Annotated in this window: 3 protein-coding genes and 1 pseudogene; all 4 read left to right on the top strand. The window is 58.3% G+C overall.

Features of this window, described 5'->3' with window-relative positions; all coding sequences use genetic code 11:
• Positions 1-5 precede the first annotated feature (5 nt).
• Positions 6-1,943 (top strand): annotated as a pseudogene (locus tag RSSM_RS11550) (Gldg family protein); the annotation flags it as partial.
• 135 nt (positions 1,944-2,078) lie between these two features.
• Positions 2,079-4,079, top strand: coding sequence for a DUF4340 domain-containing protein (locus tag RSSM_RS11545; protein WP_008678392.1), 2,001 nt, complete (start codon positions 2,079-2,081; stop codon positions 4,077-4,079).
• A gap of 394 nt (positions 4,080-4,473) precedes the next feature.
• Positions 4,474-5,535: a helix-turn-helix transcriptional regulator gene (locus RSSM_RS11535; RefSeq protein WP_008678389.1), complete on the top strand. Its 1,062-nt coding sequence runs from the start codon at positions 4,474-4,476 to the stop codon at positions 5,533-5,535.
• Positions 5,536-5,746: 211 nt separating this feature from the next.
• The gene (gene gnd, locus RSSM_RS11530; protein ID WP_008678388.1) at positions 5,747-7,219 is read left to right on the top strand and encodes a decarboxylating NADP(+)-dependent phosphogluconate dehydrogenase; all 1,473 of its coding nucleotides are present in this window, start codon (positions 5,747-5,749) and stop codon (positions 7,217-7,219) included.
• Positions 7,220-7,670: the final 451 nt, after the last annotated feature.

Raw genomic sequence — 7,670 nt, 5'->3', positions numbered from 1 at the left:
GCCGCGACATGACCGAGGGCAAGGTCAGCTCGCTCGCCGACGCAACCAAAAACCTGATTCGTAACCTCGACGACGATCGCCCGATTGTCATCGACGCGTTCATCAGCAACGAAGTGCCGGAGCTTTACGCTCAAACGCGTTACGAGCTGATCAACCTGCTCAAAGAGTTCCGAGCCGAGGCTGCCAAACGCAACCGCACGATCGAAGTCAACATGTACGACGGCATCGATCTGTTCAGCGATGACGCCGCCCTCGCGGCAGAACGATTCGGGATCGAACCGGTAACGCGTACCTTCCGCGAGAAGGGCGCCTACACGCAAAAACAACTCATCCTCGGTGCCGCGTTCCGCTCGGGCCTCGAAAAAGTCACCGTGCCGATCTTTGAATACGGCATCCCGGTCGAATACGAACTCGTTCGTTCGATCAACACCGTTGCCAGCGGCAATCGAAAACGGCTCGGCATCGTGAAGTCCGACGCGAACCTGATGGGTGGCGTTGTGATGTCTGGGATGCAGATGCAGCGAATCGAGAAACACCCGCTGATCGATGAATTGGCGAAACAGTACGAAGTCGAGGAGGTCGACCTGACCGCTCCGATTTCACCGGACATGTACGACGCGTTGCTCGCGGTGCAGCCTTCGTCGCTCGATCCTCAACAGTTCGACCGATTGGTTACGGCGATCCAAGCCGGTGTGCCTACGGCGATCTTCGAGGACCCGCGACCGGTTGGTGCCTCCTACATCACCCCGACCGGCGATCCCAAGCAAGCCGGCGGCGGGTTCATGGGAATGGGCGGTGGTGGCCCGCAACCCAAAGGCGATATCCGTTCGCTGTGGAGCGTTCTGGAGCTGAACGTTCCAGGCTCCGCTGCGGCCCAGGGCATGTACGCTCCCGACCTCGCGTGGCAACAACACAACCCGTACCCCGCCCTCGAAGCGGCAAACGAACTTTGGTTGTTCATCGACGAAGCCCTCGCCTCCGAACCGGGGGAATCGCTCAGTGACGACAACCCGATCACAGCCGGTCTGAGCCAAGTGCTCGCGATTTTTGCTGGTGGCGTGGAAGCAAAAGAAGGCGGCAAGCTCAAGCACACGCCGTTGCTTTCGACCGGTCCTGTTTCGGGAACGCTCGACGCCAACTCGGTGCGTCAGATCCTCAGCGGTTCGGCAACGCTCGCTCAAGAAATCCAAGGCATCAACCCACGGATGCCGATCGCAATGGCGATCGAAGGCGAAGCGGAATCGGACGCCGAGGGTGAAGAAGCGGACGAATCCGCCGCCGCGAACAACGGCATCAAAGTCGTCTATGTCGCCGACACCGACGTGATCCTGCCGGAGTTCCTGATCATCCGTGCGGACCCGAAACAGATGGAACTGCGGCTGCAGTTGCAAAACGTGACCTTCGCCCTCAACGCGATCGACTGGCTCACGGGTGACACCAGTTTCATCGACGTTCGTAACCACGAACTGAACTTTGCCAGCCTCAAGATGATTGACGCTCGGAAGGAACAGGCCAACAGCCAGGTCCGCAAACGTAGCCGCGATTTCCAAAAGGAATTCGACGAAACGATCCGCGTCGCTCAAGAGAAGATCGACACCGAATTGCAGTCGCTGCGTGAGGAAGTCGAGAAACTGCAGGAAGAGCGCGAGGACGGCGAAGTCCCACAGAGCGTCCTGCAGGAGAAACTGACCGCGTTCCAGATCAAGCAGGAAAATCAACAACGCATGCTCGCGGTTCGTCGCGAACGGATGGAACGCGAACGCGATCAGAAGATCCGCGACGTCCGCCGCGAGGCCGACCAAGACGTCACGGCGATTCAAAACCAGGTCAAGACGTTGGCGGTGGCGTTGCCTTGCTTCCCGCCGCTCATCGTCGGCATCATGGTGTTCGCGTCACGACGACTGCGTGAACGTGAAAACATCAGCAAGAGCCGACTGAAGTAGACATTTGCCATGGCGTCATCACGCCCATCGCGGGTGTGGCCGCCGACGGATTCGGCCTTCACGTTCTATCCGGACGTGGGCCGATCGCCCTTTGCGAACTCCCTCAACTGAACTCCCACACAAAGACGATCAAAAGTGAACGAAGGACAAAAAACCGGACTGTTCTGTGTGATCGGCGCGGTCATGCTAGCCGTCGGTCTGTTCGTTTCATGGCCCGCTTCGGAACGTGAAGAAGTCTCCGTCCGTGCGGGCAAGGAACTATTCGAGAACTTCAAAGATCCGCTCACCGCGGCGAGCCTGAAGATTGTTTCCTTCGATGAGGAACAGGGGCAGGTCGACACGTTCGAAGTCCGTCGCGACCGGGAAACCGGCATGTGGACCATCCCTTCGCGGAAAGGTTATCCGGCGGACGCGGTCGAGCAAATGAAGGACGCCGCCAACGCGCTCGTCGGCCTTCAAATCCTCGACGTCCAAACCCGAAACGCCGAAGACCACGAGGCGCTTGGTGTCGTCGAGCCGAAACTTGAGGTTCTGGAGGTTGGCGATGTCGGTGTGGGACGTCTGGTTACCTTCCGCGACGAATCGCAAAAGGATCTCGCATCGCTCGTTATCGGGAATCCGGTCAAAGATGAAGAGGGACGCTTCTACGTCCGCAAACCCGGCCAAGACCCCGTGTATGTCGTCGAACTCGACGAGCCCGCCTTGTCGACCAAGTTCCAGGACTGGATCGAAGACGACTTGTTGCAGCTCAGCAGCATCGACATCGAAGCGATGCGGATCGAAGATTACGCCGCCTCGATGTCATCACGTGGCTTCTCGGTCGATCGCAACTACACCGCAGTCGTTACCGCCGACGGAACCGATTGGCGACTCGAGAAATTGCTTGAGTACCCATCGGACAGCCCGTTAGCTGACCCTGTGGAAGTCGACGTGGACCCAACCCAAATCGTCAATAAAGAGAAACTCAACGACATCAAGAACGCGTTGGATGATTTGAAGATTGTCGACGTCGTCCGCAAACCTGAAGGCATGAGTGCAAACCTCCGTGCCGACAAAGACTTGGTTTCGGATAACGAAGCGGTTCAGTCGCTCGTCGATCGCGGCTTCCTTCCTGTGCAGGCTCGCCCCGACGCACCCGTCGAGGTGCTCTCGGCGAACGGTGAGCTCGACGTCACGCTCAACGACGGCGTCGAATATGTGCTGCGATTCGGAAACGTATCGGGATTGAGCGAGGAGGATGAGTCGGAAGACAGCGACGAGGAAGACGGCACCTCGACCGGAGTCAACCGATACCTACTCGTCACCGCACGCGTTGATGAAGACCAGTTCCCGGCACCGGAACTCAAACCGGTTCCACAAACCATCGAAGAACTCGCGGCGATGTTGGGTGTCGAAGCCGAAAAGACAACGGAACCGGCCGAAGAGCCTGCTGCCGAAGAAGCGGCCACCGAAGCCGAAATGAAAGACGGCGACGCCGAGCCCGCCGAAGAATCGGAAGCAGCCGAAGAGTCCAGCGAAGAAAGCGAATCGGACAAAGCCGAAATGAAGGAAGAGTCCGCCTCCGAAGAAACAGAAGCCGTCGAGGAAACGACCGACGAACCGTCGAGCGAGACCGCTGAAGAAGGCTCAACCGAGGAGCCCACCGCCGAAGAAAATTCGTCGGAAACTGCTGAGTCATCGGAAAATGCTGAGCCCGAATCAGGCGACGCTGCCGACAGCAGTGTCTCCGAGGTGGAGGTCGAAGGCAGTGGTGAGGCGACCGGCGCCGGGCAAGGTGATGAAGACGACGCGGACTCCGAAGAAGATTCCGACGAGATCGCATTCGCCGACCTCAGCGATGAAGAGAAGCAAGAGCGTCTCGAAGCCGAGCAGGAGAAGATTCTCAAAGAGAATACCCGTATGCTCGACGCGAGAAAGGATCGCCTCAACGCCGCCAAGCGACGTGTCAGTGACCTGAACGCTCGTTTCGCTGATTGGTACTACGTGATCCCGGAGACCACTTATCGCGAACTGCGGATTGATCGTGATGAGCTTTTGACCGCCGCCGAAGGTGATGACAGTGGCTCCGGTGCGGGAGCCTCGCTGCCCGGCGGTGGATCGCCGATGCAAATCCCCGGGTTGAACTCGCCTCAGTAAAATTTGTCGATTTAATCAAGTGTCAACCTGTTTTCGTTTAACCGGTAGCCGTAGGCGACGATTAGTGGCAAGTAGGTCGCCTACGGCTGACCGTTAAACGATTAATTCAACATCGCGAACAGGGCTGGGATACCTTCGGCCGACGCATGTCCAGGTCTCGGGCCTCGCCGCGTGAGGCTCGTGTGCGTTTGGGATGGATCGAAAAACTCACCGCCTTGTTCTCCCCGAACCCCGTCCGGTCGACAGTTCTCTATCGTTTGCAATCGGTCGACTTTTCTACCCACTCGTTTCGCGAACGCCCACAGGCTGAATTTCGTTCGTTTGAAAACGACGAGCCGCCCGCAAGAATGGGGCATCCCTTCCCGCCCGCTTCTCAACCTCGGATGGATCCAACGTGGCACGTAACGAACAACTCATTCGGCAGCACAAGTTGTTGCAATTGCTCGAAGACTCTCGCTTCGGCCGCACCATTGATGAGTTAAAATACGACCTCGTTGCCGATCTCGGGCTGACCACCCTGCACGGTCGTACCGTCCGCCGCGACATCGAAGCTCTCCAAGCGGCCGGCTATGACATTCAAAACGAAATGGTCGAGCGAGGGAAAGTCTACCGACTCGGTCGCAACCATACCGCGGTTCATGAAATTGCGTTTTCGGCCACCGAGCTGATTGCGTTGGCGATCGGTCGCGAACTACTGACGCCTTTGATGGGAACGCAGTATTGGCAAGGGATCGAAACGTTCTGGAACAAAGTCCAGGAAGCGATCCCCGAGGGCGTTTACGAGCACTATCAACGGTATCGAAAGGTGCTCTACGTTTCCGGCACCCCGTCGAAAACCTATGCCGCCCACGCGGGCATGTTGAAAACGATCACCCGCTGCATTCTCGAACACCGCGTCGCGGAGATCGAGTATCAATCGGTCGGCCGGCCGGCGACCCAGCGACAAATCGAACCCTACGCGTTGGCCGTCCATCAAAGCAGCATCTATGTAGTCGCGGCGGCCCCGGAAGTGACTGACGCGTCCGAACGCCTGCGGAACTGGAAACTCGATCGGTTCAAACACGCGCGTGTCACGGACGAGTATTTCAAGCCCGATCCCAACGTCGATCTGTCCAAATTCCTCAGCAAGAGCATCGGAATCTTTTCCGGGGAAACATCGACGCCGGTCCAGATCCGTCTCGGTCCACGTTCGGCGTCCTACGTAAAAGAAGACCCGTGGCATCCGGACCAAATCCTCGAACCGGTTGAATCATCCGGCGGCGATGATTCCGCGGAAATCGACGATGAGGACGCCCACACGGACTTCATCCTGACCGTCCCCGCCTCCCATCCACGCGAGCTCCTGCCGAAGGTTCTCGCACTCGGGGCCGATGCCGAGGTGCTCTCACCCGTAGAATACCGCGACGCCGTCGCCTCCGTTGTGAAAACGCTCGGTCAGCGTTACGGTGATCAATAGACTCCGGTGCGTCGTCTGCCGCAGCCGTAGGAAGTCGATCGCTCCCGCGTGATCTCGTGCGAGCCGGATTAATCGTTCACCAATCGCTCCCGATCGGGCCGATTGACGCTGCGCGCTTCCTCTCACCTTCTCGGCTCCCCTCCAACCATTTAGAATCCCTGCTTACTCAGATCGACAACATTTAAACAACCTTATTGGGTGGACAGATACCATGAGCGGTGATTGTGATTTTGGACTGATTGGCTTGGCCGTGATGGGCGAGAACCTAGCTCTCAACGTTGAGAGCCGTGGTTACAAGGTCGCCGTTTACAACCGGACGACCAGCAAGGTCGACGAGTTGATCGAAGGTCGTGCGAAGGGCAAAAACTTCGTCGGCACCCATACGCTTGAGGACTTCGTCGCCGCGGTCGCCCGCCCACGTAAATTGATGATGCTCGTCAAAGCCGGCCCCGCCGTCGACGCGATCATCGACTCGCTGATCCCACTTTGCGATGAAGGCGACATCATCATCGACGGTGGTAACACCTACTACGTCGACACCGAGCGACGCACCAAACTCGTCGAAGAGGCAGGCCTGCTGTACGTCGGTGCCGGTGTCTCCGGTGGGGAAGAAGGTGCTCTCAAAGGCCCGAGCCTCATGCCCGGCGGAACCGAAGCCGCGTGGCCGCACATCAAGGACATGTTCCAGTCCATCGCTGCCAAGGTTGGCCCGAACAACGACATCCCATGCTGCGAGTGGGTCGGTCCCCGCGGTGCCGGTCACTACGTCAAAATGGTGCACAACGGGATCGAGTACGGCGATATGCAGTTGATCTGCGAAGCCTACCAATTGCTGCACGAACTCGGCGGGTTGTCCAACGAAGAACTCTATGACGTCTTCGCGAAGTGGAACGAAGGTGTTCTGCAAAGCTATCTGATCGAAATCACCCGAGACATCTTTAGCGCCAAGGACGATCAGGGCGGCGACGGTTTCCTCGTTGATCAGATCCTCGATGTCGCCGGTGCCAAGGGAACCGGTAAGTGGATGAGCCAACTCGCTCTCGACCTCGGCGTGCCGAGCACCCTGGTCACCACCGCCGTGTTCGCTCGCGGACTCTCGGCACAGAAAGAAGCCCGCACCCGAGCGAGCAAGAAACTCAACGGACCTACGGATTCCAACAACCCGGAAATGTCCGCGCTCGCCAAGAGCCTCGTCGGCGACAAAGCAGCCTTCGTCCAAGCCGTCCACGACGCGCTCTACGCATCGAAGATCGTCAGTTACGCCCAAGGCTTCGTGCAATTGCAAGCCGCATCGGCAGAACACGATTGGGGCCTCGACTACGGTCAGTCGGCGTTGCTGTGGCGAGGAGGCTGCATCATTCGTGCTCAGTTCCTCGATCGCATCAAAGAAGCATTCGACGAGCAACCCAACCTCGAGAACCTGCTGCTCTATCCGTACTTCGAAGAAGCCGTCGAGAACGCTCAGAGCGGATGGCGGGCGGTCGTGTCGGCTGCTTCCTTGCTCGGCATTCCGGTTCCGGCATTCAGCGCGGCACTCAACTACTTCGACGGATACCGTCTCGAACGCTTGCCTGCGAACCTGCTCCAAGCCCAGCGTGACTACTTCGGTGCCCACACGTATCAGCGGGTCGACCGCGAAGGCACCTTCCACAGCGAATGGCTCGATTTGCGGAAGCAACCGTAACTCGCCGGCCACGCTTCGCTCACGTGCGGATCGCCAAACGATGCGGCACAAACAACGGGCAGCACACCCGTTGTTTCGCCGCCATGCGGTCGATCGTCGCACGGCCACCGCGTTAACGCGGTGATTTGCACGGTTGGACGCCCTGCGTCAAATTGGCCCAACTTGGCGTGCCGCTACGATTGGATTAAATGGAAACGATGCACCTGGACGTGCCCGCAGCGAATGACTGCCGGATACGTCTGCTTTCTGGTGCATTCCCCTTTCACCAACCCAAACGCAGCGTTGCCGAATGAAGTCTCCGACTCATCCTTCTCAAATCGATTTATGGATTTCCGGAGTCGCTTTGTGCCTAGCGGTGGTATTGCTAATCGTCTCCACCATCATCTGCGTCCGCTCGCAATCCAGCCGCCCTCGATCGAACCAAGATCAATTCACGCAGCAGGTCCTTCGC

It is taken from the genome of Aporhodopirellula sallentina SM41 (assembly GCF_000346505.1).
Lineage (GTDB): Bacteria > Planctomycetota > Planctomycetia > Pirellulales > Pirellulaceae > Rhodopirellula > Rhodopirellula sallentina.
The sequence above is the reverse complement of the archived record's forward strand: the minus strand, read 5'-3'. Positions and strand labels throughout refer to the sequence as shown.